This window comes from Ferrovibrio sp. (genome assembly GCF_017994015.1).
In the GTDB taxonomy this organism is placed as follows: Bacteria; Pseudomonadota; Alphaproteobacteria; order Ferrovibrionales; family Ferrovibrionaceae; genus Ferrovibrio.
Map to the genome: position 1 here is coordinate 213,673 of NZ_JAGOLP010000001.1, position 15,959 is coordinate 229,631.

At 64.7% G+C, this 15,959-nt stretch carries 17 protein-coding genes; 5 read left to right on the forward strand and 12 right to left on the reverse strand.

What is annotated here, in order from left to right; translation table 11 throughout:
- Window positions 1–24: 24 nt before the first annotated feature.
- Window positions 25–669: a TetR/AcrR family transcriptional regulator gene (locus KBB36_RS01110; RefSeq protein ID WP_290975659.1), complete on the reverse strand. Its 645-nt coding sequence runs from the start codon at window positions 667–669 to the stop codon at window positions 25–27.
- A 2-nt stretch (window positions 670–671) separates the two neighbouring features.
- Window positions 672–1,067 (reverse strand): MAPEG family protein, encoded by a 396-nt coding sequence (locus KBB36_RS01115; RefSeq protein WP_290975662.1) that lies wholly within the window; start codon window positions 1,065–1,067, stop codon window positions 672–674.
- Window positions 1,068–1,233: 166 nt separating this feature from the next.
- Between KBB36_RS01115 and KBB36_RS01120 the strand changes: the two genes are divergently transcribed.
- A complete protein-coding gene (locus KBB36_RS01120; RefSeq protein WP_290975665.1) occupies window positions 1,234–1,566 on the forward strand; it encodes a hypothetical protein in 333 nt (110 codons plus the stop codon).
- Window positions 1,567–1,577: 11 nt separating this feature from the next.
- Window positions 1,578–3,461 carry a methyl-accepting chemotaxis protein gene (locus tag KBB36_RS01125; protein ID WP_290975667.1) on the forward strand — a complete coding sequence of 628 codons (1,884 nt, stop codon included), beginning with the start codon at window positions 1,578–1,580 and terminating at the stop codon, window positions 3,459–3,461.
- A 21-nt stretch (window positions 3,462–3,482) separates the two neighbouring features.
- On the opposite strand, the gene rnk is transcribed toward KBB36_RS01125, so the two are convergent.
- From rnk to rplU, 7 genes are all read right to left on the reverse strand, one after another.
- On the reverse strand, window positions 3,483–3,875 hold the full coding sequence (gene rnk, locus KBB36_RS01130) for a nucleoside diphosphate kinase regulator (protein ID WP_290975669.1): 393 nt from the start codon (window positions 3,873–3,875) through the stop codon (window positions 3,483–3,485).
- A 205-nt stretch (window positions 3,876–4,080) separates the two neighbouring features.
- On the reverse strand, window positions 4,081–4,695 hold the full coding sequence (locus KBB36_RS01135; protein ID WP_290975672.1) for a nicotinate-nucleotide adenylyltransferase: 615 nt from the start codon (window positions 4,693–4,695) through the stop codon (window positions 4,081–4,083).
- A 14-nt stretch (window positions 4,696–4,709) separates the two neighbouring features.
- On the reverse strand, window positions 4,710–5,990 hold the full coding sequence (locus KBB36_RS01140) for a glutamate-5-semialdehyde dehydrogenase (RefSeq protein ID WP_290975675.1): 1,281 nt from the start codon (window positions 5,988–5,990) through the stop codon (window positions 4,710–4,712).
- A 10-nt stretch (window positions 5,991–6,000) separates the two neighbouring features.
- Window positions 6,001–7,116 (reverse strand): glutamate 5-kinase, encoded by a 1,116-nt coding sequence (gene proB, locus KBB36_RS01145; RefSeq protein WP_290975677.1) that lies wholly within the window; start codon window positions 7,114–7,116, stop codon window positions 6,001–6,003.
- Window positions 7,113–8,153 carry a GTPase ObgE gene (gene obgE, locus KBB36_RS01150; RefSeq protein WP_290975679.1) on the reverse strand — a complete coding sequence of 347 codons (1,041 nt, stop codon included), beginning with the start codon at window positions 8,151–8,153 and terminating at the stop codon, window positions 7,113–7,115. Before obgE ends, proB begins: the two co-directional genes overlap by 4 nt.
- 86 nt (window positions 8,154–8,239) lie before the next feature.
- Complete coding sequence (gene rpmA, locus KBB36_RS01155; protein WP_290975681.1) at window positions 8,240–8,512, reverse strand: 50S ribosomal protein L27; 273 nt, start codon at window positions 8,510–8,512, stop codon at window positions 8,240–8,242.
- Window positions 8,513–8,538: 26 nt separating this feature from the next.
- On the reverse strand, window positions 8,539–8,850 hold the full coding sequence (gene rplU / locus KBB36_RS01160) for a 50S ribosomal protein L21 (RefSeq protein WP_290975683.1): 312 nt from the start codon (window positions 8,848–8,850) through the stop codon (window positions 8,539–8,541).
- Between the two features lie 204 nt (window positions 8,851–9,054).
- On the opposite strand from rplU, the gene KBB36_RS01165 reads away from it, so the two are divergent.
- The gene (locus KBB36_RS01165) at window positions 9,055–9,963 is read left to right on the forward strand and encodes a diacylglycerol kinase family protein (RefSeq protein ID WP_290975686.1); all 909 of its coding nucleotides are present in this window, start codon (window positions 9,055–9,057) and stop codon (window positions 9,961–9,963) included.
- 5 nt (window positions 9,964–9,968) lie between these two features.
- Here the strand turns inward: KBB36_RS01165 and KBB36_RS01170 are convergent, their stop codons facing one another.
- Entirely contained in the window at window positions 9,969–10,397 is a 429-nt protein-coding gene (locus KBB36_RS01170) for a tellurite resistance TerB family protein (RefSeq protein WP_290975689.1), read from the reverse strand.
- 149 nt (window positions 10,398–10,546) lie between these two features.
- On the opposite strand from KBB36_RS01170, the gene KBB36_RS01175 reads away from it, so the two are divergent.
- The gene (locus tag KBB36_RS01175; protein WP_290975692.1) at window positions 10,547–11,554 is read left to right on the forward strand and encodes an alpha/beta fold hydrolase; all 1,008 of its coding nucleotides are present in this window, start codon (window positions 10,547–10,549) and stop codon (window positions 11,552–11,554) included.
- Here the strand turns inward: KBB36_RS01175 and KBB36_RS01180 are convergent.
- Together KBB36_RS01180 and KBB36_RS01185 are read right to left on the reverse strand one after the other, a co-directional pair.
- Window positions 11,526–14,312 (reverse strand): ATP-dependent DNA helicase, encoded by a 2,787-nt coding sequence (locus KBB36_RS01180; protein ID WP_290975695.1) that lies wholly within the window; start codon window positions 14,310–14,312, stop codon window positions 11,526–11,528. The two genes, KBB36_RS01175 and KBB36_RS01180, sit on opposite strands and share 29 nt — an antisense overlap.
- A 25-nt stretch (window positions 14,313–14,337) precedes the next feature.
- The gene (locus KBB36_RS01185; RefSeq protein WP_290975697.1) at window positions 14,338–14,976 is read right to left on the reverse strand and encodes a helix-turn-helix transcriptional regulator; all 639 of its coding nucleotides are present in this window, start codon (window positions 14,974–14,976) and stop codon (window positions 14,338–14,340) included.
- Between the two features lie 161 nt (window positions 14,977–15,137).
- On the opposite strand from KBB36_RS01185, the gene KBB36_RS01190 reads away from it, so the two are divergent.
- Entirely contained in the window at window positions 15,138–15,959 is an 822-nt protein-coding gene (locus tag KBB36_RS01190) for a hypothetical protein (RefSeq protein WP_290975700.1), read from the forward strand.

A 15,959-nucleotide genomic window follows, 5' to 3' on the forward strand; every position in this document is an offset into this window, starting at 1 on the left:
GCTGCAATGCCATGCAAGAGGGAGTTAGCGATCCGCCATCTCGGCCAGCCGCTGCACAAAAGCCTGCCGCAGCTTATCAGCCGGCTGACGATCCAGATCGCTGGCGGCGCGCAGGAATGGCTCAAAAATCAGAAAACCCATGGCGGCCGCCACCAGGGTGACAATGTCCACCGCCGCCGCCTCGCGTGGTTCCTGGCGCTGGCTGGCGCGATTGTCGATCAGGCGGCGCAAGGTGGGGAAATCAAGCTGCAATTCACGCGGATCGCGGCCATCCAGCAGCCAGCGCGCCAGGATGCGCCAATAGGCGGCGCGGGCCTGGGTGGCGGCAAACAGTCGCGCGGTCAGCGTCTGGTTCGCATCTCCCAGTGCAATACTTTCGCCGGCCGCTGCCGCAAGCTGATCGGCCTGACGCTGCATCACTGCGCGCAGCAAGGCTTCCTTGCTGCCGAAATGGCGATGCACCAGGCCATGATTGACCTTGGCGGCGGCGGCGATGTCGCGCACCGAGACACCAGTGAAACCTCGCGCGGCAAAGAGCTGCGTTGCCGCTACCAGCAAGGCATCGCGTGGATCAACCGGTTTTGCCGGACGGCGCGGCCTGCCCAGACTGCGTGGCTTGGCCGGACTGCGTGATTTGGCCAGGCTGGGCCGCTTTACCGTAACCGCCATGCTCAGGTGAAACTGATCACCAGCAGCCACAGGCTGGGCACCAGGATGCTGATCCAGGTGAGCAGGATGCCGATGGCGCGGCCCGGCGAAGTGCCCTGGCTGCGGCTGAGGCCCCAGGCATGCAGCACGCGACCGAGGAACAATCCTGCGCCCAGGCCATGCAGAGCCCAGACCGGCACGCCGCGATATTCCAGCAACAGCAGCAGGATCAGCGCCAGCGGCACATATTCGATGAAATTGGCATGGGCGCGGCAGGCCAGCGCCAGATCGGCATGGCCGCCATCGCCGATGCCCACCTTGTGCTTGCCGCGCAGCCGCACCACAGCAGTGGTCAACGCCAACAGCAGCAGGCCGAGCAAGGCGGCATAGATCGGTATTATGACAAAATTCTGCGGCATGTGGCCTCCCGATAGGCTTGTAGTGACGCCCACCCACTCAATCACGTAGGCGCGTCACCTGTATTTTACTCTTTATAAGCGGAAAATTCCTTGCTGGCGGGTCTTTTTGAACTAGTTTGTCTGCTCTGTAAATTAGAAGCAGCCCTTTTTCGGGGTATGGATCTTTATGCCTAAACATCATTGGCTGTTTGTTGCCCTGCTTGCAACATTGCCTGCCTTGCTCCTGCCGCTGGCTGCCCTGCCCGGAACGGAAGTTACACCCGCATCCAACCAGCGCCTGCTGGTGTTCTATCCCCCGCACCACCCGGCCGAGCAGGCTTTCGCCGGGCTGGCCGCTGCCGATGCCCGGCCGATTGCCGCCGGGCGCGCCGGCGCCTGGCTGGTGGCTGGCGATGCCGCGCTGACCAACAAACTCTATCACAATGGTGCCTGGCTGGTGCTGGACGCACGCGCTTGGCTGGCCGGCTGCCTTGGCCTGACCGGCAATCAGATTTCATAGGAAATATGGCGATGTCACAGACTGCCGATAAACTTCAAGGCGTGGATGCGTTGCGCCAGCAGGCCAGCCGTTTCTTTGCCCTGTGGCTCTGGCTGCATGTGCCGGTGATTGCCCTGATCGGCTGGTTCAACAAAACCGGCCTATGGCTGCCAACGGCTTTTGCCATAGTGCTGGCGCTGGCCGCCTCGCTTTGCGCAGCACGCGATCCACTGGCGCCGCTGACCCGCTATGTCATGGCCACCGGCTTTGTCGGCATGGTGTCGCTGCTGGTCAATGGCGCGGCCGGGCCGTGGCAGATTGATGTGCACATGTATTATTTCGCCAGTTTTGCCATCCTGGCGGCCTATTGCGACTGGCGCGTGGTGCTGCTGGCGGCCGCGCTCACTGCGGTGCATCATCTTGGCCTCAACCTGCTTTTGCCCAGCGCTATCTTCCCTGATGGCGGCAACCTGCTGCGTGTGCTGCTGCATGCCGCCATCGTGGTGGTGGAATGCGGCGTGCTGATCTGGCTTTGCCTGGTGCTGGAGCAGCTGTTTGCCAAAAGCGCCACCAGCCTTGAGCAGATGCGTGCCGGCATTGCCGAACGCGAGGCATTGGAACAGCAGGCCGCCGCCGAGCGCGCGCGTTTTGCCACCAGCCAGGCGGAACAGGAACAACGTTTTGAGGCTGCAATCGGCAGCGTGGTGGCCGCTGCCGCCGAGGGCGACCTGGCGCAGCGTGTGGATGTGGCCAGTCTTGATGGCACCATGCGCCGGGTGGGCGAAGCGGTGAACCGCCTGCTGGCCCGCACCGACGAAGTGCTCAACGCCGTGACCCACATGACTGCCGCGCTGGCGCATGGCGATCTGCGCCAGCGTATCGAAGGCCGCTTTGGCGGCCGCTTCGCCACGATGGTGAACGACCTCAATGCCACCAGCGACAAATTGCGCGATTTCGCCCATCGCCTGGCCAACAGCGCCGAGGCAGTGAAAGCCGCTTCCGCGGAAATCTCCACCGGCAGCCAGGACTTGGCCGGCCGCACCGAAGCCCAGGCGGCGGCGATTGAGGAAACCGCCGCCTCGATGCAGAGCCTGCTTGATACCGTGCGGCAGAATGCGCGCAACGCACAATCGGCCGCCGCCTTGGCCGGCGGCGCGCGCGACGGCGCCAATCAGGGCGGCGCGGTGGTGCAGGATGCGGTGACGGCGGTGCGCGGCATTGAACAGAGCGCACGGAAGATCAGCGAGATTGTTGGCCTGATTGACGAGATTGCCTTCCAGACCAACCTGCTGGCGCTGAACGCATCGGTGGAAGCGGCCCGCGCCGGTGAAGCCGGCAAGGGCTTTGCCGTAGTGGCGCAGGAAGTGCGCGCCCTGGCGCAGCGTTCGGCCAATGCCTCAAAAGACATCAAGGGGCTGATCAGCACCTCGAATGCGCAGGTGAAAAGCGGCGCCGAACTGGTGGATCGCACCGGCGGCGCGCTGGAGGGCATTGTACGGTCGATCGGCCAGGTTTCCGATATCGTGGCCGAGATTGCTGCCGCCAGCGCAGACCAGGCCACCAGCCTGGATCAGGTTGGCGCCTCGGTCGGCGGCATGGAGGAGATCACCCAGCGCAACGGCGCCTTGGTGGAGGAAACCACCGCCGCCGCGCAGCAGCTCGCCAATCTGGCCGCCGAATTGGCCAAGCTGGTTGGTTTCTTCAATGTTGGTGACAGCAAGCCGCTGAGCATGGCCAGGATTGCGCCGCCAGCCCAGCCGGCAAAGCCGCCGGCAAGCAGCGTTCAGCCGGCTCCGGCCAAGCCCAAGCCGGCACCAACACCTGTTGCCGCCAAACCGGCATCGCCCGCACCGGTCAGGCCGATGGCCGCCGCTGCGGTGGCAGCCAAGCCGGACGATGACTGGCAGGAATTCTGATCGCAGCGTGCTCTAACGGCGTCAGTTCAGCACCTTGTGCAGGGTGATGCGGCGCTCCACGCCGCTATGGGTGAGCCAGCCGATGCTGCCGCCTTCATGCAGACCGAGCAAAGCCGTGCCGACCGGCGTGGCGATGCTGATCCGACCGGCGGCGATATCGGCTTCATTGGGATAGACCAGGGTGACGGCCTGGGTGTCGCGACTGTGGCTGTAGCCGAACAGCACGCGGCTATGCATCGCCACCACGCGCGGATCGAGGCCGCCTTGCGGGCGCAATTCGGCGCGCGACAATTCGCTCATCAGCATCTCGGCCACATCAGGGCGGCGGCTGCGCCAGGTTTCGGCGATGGCCATTAGGCGGTCGTAATCGGCATTGCCAACAGTGATCGGCGGCAGCGGTTGCAGGAAAGACATAGGAAAACTCCATAAGCAAAAAACGCGCGTCTGTATCTCAACAGACGACGGCGTTGGGAAAATGACCGATTGGGTTATCGAGCCCCGGCGGGGGCGGCTTGTATCAAGCGCGCACGGCCGGGGCGGCAGCGCCTGCATGCAGGCGGCCAGCGCGGCAGATATGAGAAAGGCTGCGCATCCGGGTCATCCTGTATTATATGGGCATTCAGGCGCTGGCTTGCAAGCCTGCTGTTTTCCGCTGCTGGCGCAAAGCCGTGGCGCTGAGCGGATTCAGCCGCGTCTTGAGCAGCATGAAGGCCGGTGCCTTATGCCCGGCCAGGGCGCCAGCCTGGCCCAGCCGCAGCCGATGCGGCGCCAGCGCGCGCGCCACCAGGCTTTGCGCCGCCGGCAGGCCAAAGCCAGGGCGATCCAGCACCGCAATCGGCATCAGCGCGGCAATGCGGCGCCAATCCTGCCAATGCCGCATCTGCGCCAGGTTATCGGCGCCCATCAGCCACACAAAACGCATGGCCGGATAATGCCGGCGCAGCAAGGCCAGGCTATCGGCTGTGTAATAGCTGCCGAAACTTTGCTCGATGGCGCAGGGCTTGATACGCGGATGCGCCGCCACCTGCCGCGCCCCGGCCAGCCGTTGCGCCAGCGGCGCCATGCCGGCACGGCTTTTCAGCGGATTCTGCGGGCTGACCAACCACCAGACCTGATCCAGCTTTAGCCTTTGCATCGCCGCCAGGCTGATTTCACGATGCGCGGCATGGGCCGGGTTGAACGAGCCGCCAAGCAGGCCGACGCGCAGCCGCAGCCGCGCGCCCAGGGGCGGCAAAAGCGGCGTGTTGTTCAGGGCCGCACCTGGCCGTTGCCAAAGACCAGGTATTTGAAAGTGGTGAGCTGCTCAACGCCCACAGGGCCGCGCGCATGCATCTTGCCGGTGGCAATGCCGATTTCGGCGCCGAAGCCGAATTCGCCGCCATCGGCAAATTGTGTTGAGGCATTATGCAGCAGAATGGCGCTGTCGATGCGGCGCATGAATTCGGCGGCATGATCGGCCGCTTCGGTGATGATGCTCTCGGTATGATGCGAGCCATAGCGCTCGATATGCCGGATCGCAGCATCCAGATCCGGCACCAGCTTCACGGCGATGATGGCATCCAGATATTCGGTTGCCCAATCGGCTTCGCTGGCCGGCTTGACGCGGGCATCCACCGCCTGGGTGGCGGCATCACCGCGCACTTCGCAGCCATGCTCCAGCAGCATGGTCACCAGCGGCGCCAGATGCGTTGCCGCCGCCGCCTGTTCCACCAGCAAAGTCTCGGCCGCACCACATACACCGGTGCGGCGCAGCTTGGCATTGAGCAGGATGTTTTTCGCCATCGCCAGATCAGCGCTGGCCTCAACATAGAGATGGCAATTGCCTTCCAGATGGGCAAACACCGGCACGCGGCTTTCCGCCTGCACCCGCGCCACCAGGCTCTTGCCGCCGCGCGGCACAATCACATCCAGATATTGCGGCGCCGCCAGCATGGCGCCAACCAGCGCGCGGTCGGTGCTGGGCATCAGCTGGATCGCGGCTTCGGGCAGGCCGGCGGCGCGCAGGCCCTGCACCAGCGCGGCATGGATGGCACGGCTGGAACGGAAACCTTCCGAACCGCCGCGCAGGATGCAGGCATTGCCGGCCTTGAGGCACAGGCCGCCGGCATCGGCGGTCACATTCGGCCGGCTTTCAAAAATCACCCCGATCACACCGAGCGGCGTGCGCACGCGCTTGAAATGCAGGCCATTGGGCCGCGTCCATTCCGCCATCACGGCGCCGACCGGATCGGGCAGGGCGGCAATATCCTCAAGCCCCACGGCGATGGCTTCGACCCGCTTGGGGTTCAGTTCCAGGCGATCAAGCAGGGCAGCGCTGAGCTGCTTGGCGCGGGCAGCGGCCATATCCTCGGCATTGGCAGCCAGGATCGCGGCGCTGGCGGCGCGGATCGCTTCGGCGGCAGCCAGCAGGGCACGGTTCTTCGCTGCCGTATCGGCCACTGCCAGTTCGGCGGCAGCGGCGCGGGCCGCCTGGCCCAGCTGATCCATGATCGCCTGAGCTGAAAGATCGGTTTGCATCGGCGCGTTCATGCTCGCCTCCTTACCGCAGCACAAGATCGTCGCGGTGAATCATCTCATCGCGGCCAGCGTAGCCAAGGATGGCTGCAATTTCATTGGATTTATGGCCGATGATGCGGCGCGCATCCTCGTCGGAATAGGCCGAAAGCCCCTGCGCCACCAAAAGCCCGCCGGCATCCACCACCTGCACCGCATCACCGCGCTGAAAACGGCCATGCACGGCAGTGACACCGGCCGGCAGCAGCGAGCGGCCGCGTTTCAACGCCTGGGCGGCGCCGGCATCGATGGCGATGCTGCCCTGGGCGTTGAGATGACCGGCAATCCATTGTTTACGCGCCGTGGCCGGCGAGCCGCTGGCGCGGAACCAGGTGCAATGCCCGGTTTCGGCCAGTTGCCGGATCGGATGCTGCTTCTTGCCATTGGCAATCACCATGGCGCAGCCGGCGCCCACGGCAATCTTGGCGGCCAGGATTTTGGTGATCATGCCGCCACGGCCCAAGCCGGAACGCGATACGCCAGCCATCGCCTCGATCTCCGGCGTGATCGCCTTCACCTCGGGGATGAATTTCGCCGCCGGATCAACACCGGGATCAGCCGTGTAGAGGCCATCGATATCGGAGAGCAGGATCAGGCTGTCGGCCGAGATCATCTGCGCCACCCGGGCGGCCAGGCGGTCATTATCGCCAAAGCGGATTTCCGCCGTCGCCACGGTGTCGTTCTCATTCACCACTGGCACTACGCCGAGGCCCAGCAAAGTATTCGCCGTTTCACGCGCATTGAGATAATGCCGGCGCGATTCAGTGTCGCCCAATGTCAGGAGAATCTGCGCCGTCTTCAGTTCATGCTTGCCCAAAGCCTCAGCCCAGGCGGCGGAAAGCCGGATCTGGCCGGCAGCGGCAGCGGCCTGGCTTTGCTCCAGCCGCAACGCGCCGGCGCCCAGGCCAAGCACGCGGCGACCCAGCGCGATGGCGCCAGAAGATACCACCAGCACTTCCTTGCCCTGCTCGCGCAGGCCGGCAATGTCTTCCACCAAAGCTTGCAGCCATTGGCCGCGCAAAGTGCCTTTATCGCCATCGACCAGCAGGCTGGAGCCGACTTTGACCACAACCCGGCGCGAGCGCTTGAGGTGGTCGGTCATACCACACCTGTTTGCGCTGTTCCGGCCTCCAGCTCTTTCTCGGCCAGGCGGGTGGCGGCGATCTGCTCATACAGCGCCTGCACCACGGCATCGATACCATCGCCGGAAACGCCCGACAGCACAAAGACCGGCCGCTTGGCGGCGCGTTTCAGCTTCTGCACCTTGGCTTTCAACTCATCCGGCGGCACGGCATCGGCCTTGTTCAGGCCGATGATTTCCGGCTTGTCTTCCAGCCCGGCGCCATAGGCCGCCAGTTCCTTGCGGATCATGCGCCAATGTTTCACCGGCTCGGCCTCGGTGCCGTCCAGCAGATGCAGGATCACGGCGCAGCGTTCCACATGGCCCAGGAAGCGCGTGCCAAGCCCGGCGCCTTCGGACGCGCCCTCGATCAGCCCGGGCAGATCGGCCAGCACAAATTCCTTGTCGGCAAAACGCACCACGCCAAGCTGCGGCTTCAGCGTGGTGAAGGGATAATCGGCGATTTTCGGCTTGGCGCGGCTGACCCGGCTCAGGAAGGTGGACTTGCCGGCATTGGGCAAGCCGACCAGACCGGCATCGGCGATCAGCTTGAGGCGCAGCCAGATCCACTTGTTTTCGCCCGGCCAGCCGGGTTCACCGCGCCGGGGCGCGCGGTTGGTGGCACTTTTGAAATGCTCGTTGCCATGGCCGCCATCGCCGCCACGGCAGAGCAGCACACGCTGGCCCACTTCAGTCAGGTCGGCGAGCAGGGTTTCGCCGTCTTCCGCCAGGATTTCGGTGCCTTTCGGCACTTTCAGCGTCACTGCCGGGCTATCGGCGCCGGTGCGGCTGCGGCCCATGCCATGGCCACCGCGCTTGGCGCGGAAATGCTGCTGGTAGCGATAGTCGATCAGGGTGTTGAGGCCATCAACGCATTCCACCCACACATCGCCGCCCCGACCGCCATTGCCGCCATCGGGACCGCCATATTCGATGAATTTTTCACGCCGGAAGCTGACCGAGCCGGGACCGCCCTGGCCGCTCTCCACGTAGACTTTGGCTTGATCGAGAAACTTCATGTCGCTGGACTCGCTGGAAACGAAAAAGGGGAATGGCTTGCGCCATTCCCCTCAAATCGCTTCAATTTCGGGAAGGCGCGTTTCGATCACGCCTCCGCCGGGGCACCCTGGGGGAGTACCGAAACGTAGTCACGGCCCTTCTTGCCGTCATGGAACTTCACCTGGCCATCGGCCAGGGCAAAAATGGTGTGGTCCTTGCCAAGGCCAACATTCTTGCCCGGATGCACCTTGGTGCCGCGCTGGCGCAGGATGATGTTGCCGGCGAGCACAGCCTGGCCGCCAAACTTCTTGACGCCGAGACGCTTGCTCTGCGAGTCGCGACCGTTGCGGGAGGAACCGCCAGCTTTTTTGTGAGCCATAGTCTTCTCCTAAATCCTGAACCGCGTTAGGCCGCGATGTTGGTGATCTTGACCGACAGGTAATCCTGGCGGTGGCCATTCTTGCGGCGCGAATTCTGCCGGCGGCGCTTCTTGAAGATGATCAGCTTCTCGCCACGGGTGCGGCCGATCACCTCGGCGGTGACCTTGGCGCCTTCCACCAGCGGCTTGCCGATCTTGGTGGCGCCATCGCCGCCCACGGCCAGCACCTGGTCGAATTCGATGGTGGCACCGGCCTCACCGGCGACCAGCTCGACTTCGAGCACGTCGCCCGCCGCCACCTTATACTGTTTCCCGCCGGTCTTGATCACTGCGAACATCTTGCCAAATCCATGTGAAAAGGCGACGCGCTGAGCCCAGCCGCCACCTGAAATTCCAAGGTGGCGCACTATAGCCGCCGCAAACCCCCTGTCAACCCCGGATTCGGCACAGGCACAACTTAGTCTCCAACGCCATTCCGGGGCCGCAAATTGTAACCAAATTTTCGCTAAACCCTTGTGGTGCAATCTGCTAAGTCGGGCGGCATGACCCCATCCCGTCCCCGCCGCCGGCTGCTGATCATCTACAACCCCACGGCCGGGCGGCGTAAACGGGCGCGGCTGGAAGCCTATCTCGACCTGCTGGAAGAGGCCGGCTGCGCGGTGGAATACCGCCCGACCAGCAAACGCGGCGATGCCGAAGCCTTTGCCGCCGATGCGCTGGCCGAACGCTATGACGCCGTGGTTGCGGCGGGCGGCGACGGCACCATTGCCGAAGTGGCAAACGGCCTGCCGATTGAAGGCGCCGCACCCTTAGGCATCTTTCCGCTGGGCACCGCCAATGTGCTGGCGGCCGAGATCGGCCTGCCATTGCGGCCGGCCGCTGTGGTGCAGGCCGTGCTGCATGGTCCGGCCCGACCGATTTACCCCGGCTTTGTGAATGACCGGCTCTTCACCATCATGGCCGGCATCGGCTTTGATGCCCATGTGGTGGCCAGCCTGCCGCCCGGCCTGAAACGCGCCATGGGCAAGGGCGCCTATGTGCTGCAATCCTTGCGCCGGCTGCTGGATTGGCATGGGCCGCGCTACAGGCTCTGTATTGATGGTGTGTGGCATGAGGCCGCTTCGGCGGTGATCGCCAAGGGGCATTATTATGGCGGGCGTTTCATCTGCTGCCCCGATGCGCGGCTGGAGGCGGCGGATTTCCAGATTTGCCTGTTTCGGCTGGGCGGCCGCTGGGGCGTGGCGCGCGCCTTGCTGGCCTTGCCGCTTGGCCTGCTGCACAAATTGCCGGAAATCCAGTTGCTGCGCGGCCGCGAGGTGGTGATCGAGGCTACCGGGGGGCCGGAACCGGCCCAGGCCGAACCGGTGCAGGCTGATGGCGACATGGCCGGGCAATTGCCGGCGCGGTTATATGTTGCAACACGGCCGCTATCCCTGATCAGCCCGCGATAGCGGCCTCAGCGCGTAAGTGCGACTGGCAGAGGACGATAGCGCGCCCGCGCACCGCGCTCGATGGCAGCGGCGTGCAGGCGCTCAACACCCAGTTCATGACGCAGCATTTCCAGCCAGCGCAATTCGGTCTGCTCGGCATTGCCATCCACCGCCACAATATCGCAGGCCAGCGCATAGGCGGTTTCCACCAGATCCTTGGGCAAAGCTTCCTTGACCAGACCAAGCGCGGCGGCGATGCCATCCTCGTCATCCAGCAGGGCGACGCAATCGCCGGTTGCCACCCGCATTGCATCCTGGCCATACCCACGAAACACCGGCAGGCTGCGCACCGCAAAAGAAATGGTTTCCAGTTCGGAATCCTTGATCCGGCCATCGGCCACGGCGGCAATCACCATGGCGTAAATCATTGCGGCTTGGGGCGAAATCGTGGTCATTGGCTCTCCTTGCGAGGCCGGAACTATGCAAGCCATGCCGGCTGCGGGCAAGACCCAGGCCGCTACTGCAGCGCCAGACCACCTGCGCTTGCATGCCGGCGTGATGGCCGACACTTTCTTGTTAAACGCCAAGGATCAGAATGCCTGCCATGGAAAAACCAGCCACCAGCTCTTTCCGGGGCCTTTCGCCGCATCTGTTCGGGCGCGCCGCGCTGGCCGGCCTGGTGCTGTTTGCCACGATCAGCGCCTTGTTCGCCGCGCTGATCGCTTTTGGCACCAGCGCGCCGCCGCCGCCGCTGGCCAGCATTCTTGAGCCGGCGATTGCCCAGGCCCGCGCCCAGCAGGGTGCCTTGCCGCCGCTGTTGCAGTTCACCACCCGGGATGGCAGCAAACTGGCCTTTCGCCGCTATGCCGGCCGCGAGGATGCAGCGCTGATCCTGATCCACGGCTCCACCGGCAGCGCCGAAGGCATGCATGCCATGGCGCAGGTGCTGAACACCGGTGGCGGGCCAACCATCTATGCCCTGGATATGCGCGGCCATGGCCAGAGCGGCCGGCTGGGCGATATCGATTTCATCGGCCAGATGGAGCAGGATTTGGCCGACCTGCTGCAAATCCTGCCGCCCCAGGCCAAACTAGGCCTGATCGGCTTCTCGGCCGGCGGCGGCTTTGCCCTGCGCGTGGCCGGCAGCGAACTGGGCCAGCGTTTTGAGCGCATCCTGTTGCTGGCGCCAATGCTGCACCCGCAATCGCCAACCTATCGCCAGAATGGTGGCGGCTGGGCCACCGCGCATCTGCCGCGCCTGATCGCCCTGGCCGTGCTGGATAATGCCGGCCTGCCGTTTTTCCAGCATCTGCCGGTGCTGGCCTTTGCGCGTCAGGACAGCGCCGGCCGGCCCTACACCTATTCCTTCCGGCTCTGGGCCAATTTCAAGGCGCATGAGGATTATACCGCCGATTACCGGCGCCAGGCCCGTGCTCCGATTGTGCTGATTGGCGAAAAGGACGAATTGTTCAATGCCGCCGCCTATGAACCCGAATTGAAAACCATCCGACCAGATGCTCAAGTGCGCATCGTGCCGGGCGTGAACCATATCGGCCTCAGCCTCAGCCCGGCCGGCATTGCCGCTATCCAGGCTGAATTGCGGGATTTCTGACCGCACCCTGCATGGCTTGCAGGAAGGCGGCGGTTTCGCGCACGGCATCGGCGATGCCGAGCCGGCGCACTTCCACACTGCTCGGGAAGGCCGAGAGCAGTCGGCTGGGCAATTGCGCATCCAGCACCACAAACACGCCGTAATCATCGGCGCGGCGCAACAGCCGGCCAAAAGCCTGTTTCAACTTCAGCCGGGTGAGCAGGTCGTCATAGGCCTGGTTGCCGAAAGCCGCCCGACGCGCCTTGTGCAGCAGATCCGGGCGCGGCCAGGGCACGCGGTCGAACGCCACCAGCCGGAGCGCGGCGCCGGGCACATCGACGCCATCGCGCATCGCATCGGTGCCGAGCAGGCAGGAATGTTCCTCGGCGCGGAAAATATCGACCAGCGTGGCATTGTCCAGTGGATCAACATGCTGGGCATAAAGCGCCAGGCCGTGTTCGGCGAGTGGCTTGATGATGCGTTTCTGCACGGCGCGCAGGCGGAAGATGGCGGTGAACAGGCCCAGGCCACCGCCGCCTGAGGCGAGGAAAAGTTCACGATAAGCCGCCGCCACCTGGTTCATGTCGTCGCGCCGCACATCGGTGACAACAAAAACCCGCGTGCGGGCGGCATAATCAAACGGCGACGGAAAACTGGCGCGCCGCGCCGGCTGCGGCAGGTGGCGCGCGCCGGAGCGGATTTCGGCGCTGAGCCAGCTCTGCTCCGGCGCCGCATCGCTCAAACCGGGATTGAGATCGCGCAACGTGGCCGAGGTGATCGCCACACCATGCGCCGGTTTCAGCACCGCCTCGGCAAAGGGCCGCATCGGATCGAGCCAGTGGCGATAAAGCCCCAGATCAATATCGCGGCCATCCTCTCGGTCCAGCGCGAACCAGTCGACGAATTCCGGCCCGGTGCCGGTTTCCAGGCTTTTCAGCATCGCTGCCCAGGCTTCCAGGGTCAGCTTGCGGCGGCCGAGGCCGCGCAAGGCACCTTCCAGCCGGCCACGGGTGGCGCTATCCAGCTCGGCGGTTTCATCCTCCAACTTGGCCGCCAGCGCCTTGGTCAGCGCCGCCATCGGCTGGATCATGTGGCCGAGCGCGCCGGCATAGCTGGCGGCGGCTTCAAGCAAGGTCGGGGCTGGCTCACGGGTGGGGCATTCCAGGCCATAGGGGCTGTCCGGCACCGGGCTGCGCGCCAGGATCTGCAATCTGGCCTGCAACAGAAAACGCTCGCCGGCACCAAGCGGCGCGCCTTCCTGCAAACGCTGCACCCAGCCTTCGCCGGGCAGGGCGCGGGCGCCTTCGGTGAGCGCATCCAGTGCCGCGCGCGCTGCATCATCGCCATTGACCAGATCGCCGATGCGGTTGCCGATGCCGCGTGCGCGGCTGCGCCGGGCGCCTTCCGGGCCACGCAGCCAGCGGCGCAATTCCATGCCTTCCTGGCCGCTGAGATGCGCCGCAAAGGCGCCATCGGCGGCCTCAAACAGATGATGGCCTTCGTCGAACACATAACGCAGCGGCCGGGTGGCATCGTCATCCGAGCCGATGGCGGCCTGAATCATCACCAGCGCATGATTGGCAATCACCATATCGGCGCGGCGGGCGCGGCGCAGGCTGCGTTCGATGAAACATTTGCGATAATGCGGACAGGCGGCATGGATACATTCGCCACGCTGATCGGTCAGGCCCAGCGTGCGGCCGCGACCATGCAGGTCGATCAGCCAAGCGGGGAAATCGCCGCCGGCAATATCGCCGTCGCGCGTGGCCTGCACCCAGCGCGCCACCAGGCCGAGCGCGATGATATCCGCCGGCCTTGCCGCTGCCGACTGGCTCGCATCATCCAGATTGAGCAGGCAGAGATAATTTTCGCGGCCCTTGCGCAGCACCACCTTGGCCGCCTTGTCGCCGGCATTGGGATAGAGCCGGTCAAGTTCGCGGTCGAGCTGGCGTTGCAGGTTTTTGGTATAGGTGGAGAGCCATACCGTGCCGCCATTCTTCTCGGCCCAGACCGAGGCCGGGGCGATATAGCCCAACGTCTTGCCGATGCCGGTGCCGGCTTCGCTCAGCACCATCTCGGGCATGCCCAGTTCAGCGCGCGGCGCAAAGGCCTGGGCGGTGGTGGCGGCATAATCGGCCTGGGCCTCGCGCAATTCGGCCATCTCGCCGAGCAGCCGGCGCAGCCTTTCGCGCGCCTCAGCCGGCGAGACACTCTGGGTATCGGGCGGCGGCGGCGGGGCAAAATCCGACCATTCCGGCAATTCGCTCCATACATCCAGGCCGAGCCGCGTCGGCACCGGCTCGGGCGCCAGGGCTTCCATCACATAGCCGGCCCAGGGCCAGGCGGCGCGCTGCATGGTGGCGGCAATCCGCATGGCGCGGCGCTGCCGGTTGGGATCGAGCCGGCCCAGTTCGGCCAGCAGGCTTTGTGCCGCCAGGCGCAAGGCCGGGGCCAGCGCCATTGCATCGGCCGGCACAGCATGGCCCAGCGCGTCAAGCAGGCCGCGCGCGGTGGGCAGGCAGAAGCGCGCCGGCCGCACAAAGGCAAACAAATCCAGCAGATCAAGCGCCGGAAACGGATTGAGGCCAAGCCGCGCCGCCGTGGCGCGGCCATGGATCAGCAAAGGCGGCACGGCGCGGGCGCGGCGCCCGGCGGCTTCGGCATCCAGCCGCTCGGGCGGCGGCGGCGCCAGGGCGGCGGCGGCACCATCCTGCCAGATCGCCCCGGCGCCTTCGGCCACCAAAGCCGGCAACCGCGCCAGAGCCGGCGATAGGCTCATTGCGAGGCCCAGACGAGCAGCGCGGTCATTGCGAGGCCCAGACGATGCGGTGCATCCAGGCGATTTCGGTGGCATCCAGGCTACGTTCGCCCTGGGCCGGATCAAACGCCGCCAGTTCCACCCGGGTCAGGGTCTTGCGCAGCAATTGCCGGCACAGCATTTCGCCATTCAGCCGGCGCAGCACCACGCGGTCATTGCGCCGGGTTGGCGCGCGCGGCGACAGGATCAGCAATGTGCCATCGCGATAAACCGGCATCAGGCTGTCGCCGCCAACTTCCAGGGCATAGGCCTGATCGTCGTTGACATCAGGGAACGGCACCCGCTCCCAGCCGCTTCGAATCAGCGGCAGGCCGGCTTCGTCAAACAGCCCGCCCTGGCCGGCCTGGGCCAGATTGAGCATCGGAATGCGGAAAGCCGAGCCGCGCAGGCCGCTGGCATCCACCAGCACTTCCATGAAATCGCCGATCGAGGCACCGGTGGCCTCGATCACCTTGGCGATGCTTTCGGTGGACGGCCAGCGCTGGCGGCCATCGGCGGCTTCGCGCTTGCTGCGGTTGAAAGTGGTGGGATCAAGCCCGGCTTTGCGCGCCAGGCCGGAAGCAGTCAGACCGTAGCGGTCGGCCAAGCCATCAATGGCGGCCCAGATGGCTTTGTGGGTGAGCATGGGAAGATTGTCATACATTTCTCCGTTTCTGGCTAGCGCGATATGCGCCAAAAATGGGAATTGACAGCGTTATACTTACGAATACGATAATATGTATCCTTATTTAACGCAGTATGTTCCATTTTGTAGCAATTGACCCACTGTAGCTGGAGAACATTTCCATGCATCTACAATCGGCCCTGCAATTTGCGGTTTGCGAACAACAGCCACAATCCATTACTGGCAGTATTCCAGCAAAAGCCGGCGCCGTTACCGGCTGGGCCGTGATCGGCTTTGCTGAACAAACCCGGATTTGGTGGCTGCGCGGCCTGAAACCCGGTTTCCGGCATTGTTTCGCCTATCGCTGGCACCCGCAGGGCTGGCTGCTGCTTGATCCGCTGTCACATCATCTGTTGCTCGACCTGCTGCCCTGCCAGCATGGCGCGGCAGCACCGGAAGCGGCGCTGGAACTGGCGGCCGCTTTGCGCCTGGGCGGTTACATGGCCCTGGCCGTGCCGATCTGCCAGCCGCCGCCGCGCCTGGCGCCACCCTTGCCGCTTTCCTGTGTGGAAGTGGTGAAACGCCTGCTTGGCCTGCAAAGCTGGCAGATAAGTACACCATGGCAACTTTTCTGCGAGATGAGGAAAATTTCCCTTGACGATAGCATAATTCTGGCTTATTCCTTATTTCAACAGGAACAAAAGGCGTATATGTATCGCCACAAGCGAGCGCCCTGGGCCTGGTCCGCTGTTTTACGCCGGCTGGTTGCCGGTCTTATACCTCGGAGGCAGAGCATGGGTGGCATCTTCAGCAGTTCGGCGCCGGCACCGCTGGCCGTGCCGCCCAGCCCGACGGCAGACCCGACCGAGGCCGCCGCCCGCGAAGCGCGTGAACGCCGCCGCCGCGCCCAGGGCGAAACCATCGCCACCTCGTATCGCGGTGTTGAACTGGGCGCGGCGGCACCGGCCGGGCTGTTCACCCGCAAGACCCTGCTGGGTGAGTGA

Bases quoted from the DNA above. Each gene is read 5' to 3' on its own strand.
- KBB36_RS01110 (WP_290975659.1), bottom strand. From the start codon at position 669: ATGGCGGTTACGGTAAAGCGGCCCAGCCTGGCCAAATCACGCAGTCCG.
- KBB36_RS01115 (WP_290975662.1), bottom strand. From the start codon at position 1,067: ATGCCGCAGAATTTTGTCATAATACCGATCTATGCCGCCTTGCTCGGC.
- KBB36_RS01120 (WP_290975665.1), top strand. From the start codon at position 1,234: ATGCCTAAACATCATTGGCTGTTTGTTGCCCTGCTTGCAACATTGCCT.
- KBB36_RS01125 (WP_290975667.1), top strand. From the start codon at position 1,578: ATGTCACAGACTGCCGATAAACTTCAAGGCGTGGATGCGTTGCGCCAG.
- rnk (WP_290975669.1), bottom strand. From the start codon at position 3,875: ATGTCTTTCCTGCAACCGCTGCCGCCGATCACTGTTGGCAATGCCGAT.
- KBB36_RS01140 (WP_290975675.1), bottom strand. From the start codon at position 5,990: ATGAACGCGCCGATGCAAACCGATCTTTCAGCTCAGGCGATCATGGAT.
- proB (WP_290975677.1), bottom strand. From the start codon at position 7,116: ATGACCGACCACCTCAAGCGCTCGCGCCGGGTTGTGGTCAAAGTCGGC.
- obgE (WP_290975679.1), bottom strand. From the start codon at position 8,153: ATGAAGTTTCTCGATCAAGCCAAAGTCTACGTGGAGAGCGGCCAGGGC.
- rpmA (WP_290975681.1), bottom strand. From the start codon at position 8,512: ATGGCTCACAAAAAAGCTGGCGGTTCCTCCCGCAACGGTCGCGACTCG.
- rplU (WP_290975683.1), bottom strand. From the start codon at position 8,850: ATGTTCGCAGTGATCAAGACCGGCGGGAAACAGTATAAGGTGGCGGCG.
- KBB36_RS01165 (WP_290975686.1), top strand. From the start codon at position 9,055: ATGACCCCATCCCGTCCCCGCCGCCGGCTGCTGATCATCTACAACCCC.
- KBB36_RS01170 (WP_290975689.1), bottom strand. From the start codon at position 10,397: ATGACCACGATTTCGCCCCAAGCCGCAATGATTTACGCCATGGTGATT.
- KBB36_RS01175 (WP_290975692.1), top strand. From the start codon at position 10,547: ATGGAAAAACCAGCCACCAGCTCTTTCCGGGGCCTTTCGCCGCATCTG.
- KBB36_RS01180 (WP_290975695.1), bottom strand. From the start codon at position 14,312: ATGAGCCTATCGCCGGCTCTGGCGCGGTTGCCGGCTTTGGTGGCCGAA.
- KBB36_RS01185 (WP_290975697.1), bottom strand. From the start codon at position 14,976: ATGCTCACCCACAAAGCCATCTGGGCCGCCATTGATGGCTTGGCCGAC.
- KBB36_RS01190 (WP_290975700.1), top strand. From the start codon at position 15,138: ATGCATCTACAATCGGCCCTGCAATTTGCGGTTTGCGAACAACAGCCA.